A 318-nucleotide genomic window follows, 5' to 3' on the forward strand; every position below is an offset into this window, starting at 1 on the left:
GGAACCGGCGACCCTGGAACCCGGCCACTGCTTCATTACGATCAGATCCCGCCAGGGGGCCGACGCTCGCACCCCCGCGCTCTGGATCAGGGGCGGAACCGGCCGCCGCGGCCCGGCCAGCGGCACCGTTGTCCTCTCCGTGACCGACTCCTGAGCCGCCTCGGTCGGTATCGTGACGGGGTCATACGGGCGGCTGGACGGTGACCTTCGGGCCGTAGACGTGCAGCTTCATGGTGGCCCGCACCCGGGCGGTCCGGGTCCGGCCGGTTTCGCTGCCCTGGATGTCGGCCTTGATCTCGGCCGGGCGGCCGTCGTCGT

The 318-nt window shown here is 72.0% G+C and carries 1 protein-coding gene; it reads left to right on the top strand.

Annotation, left to right across the window (positions count from 1 at the left end; translation table 11 throughout):
• Positions 1-13: 13 nt before the first annotated feature.
• Positions 14-154: a DUF5701 family protein gene (locus WH85_RS53605; RefSeq protein WP_281179172.1), complete on the top strand. Its 141-nt coding sequence runs from the start codon at positions 14-16 to the stop codon at positions 152-154.
• Positions 155-318 lie beyond the last annotated feature (164 nt).

Origin of the sequence: Actinoplanes rectilineatus (assembly GCF_000962825.1) — a bacterium.
Taxonomy (GTDB): Bacteria; Actinomycetota; Actinomycetes; order Mycobacteriales; family Micromonosporaceae; genus Actinoplanes; species Actinoplanes rectilineatus.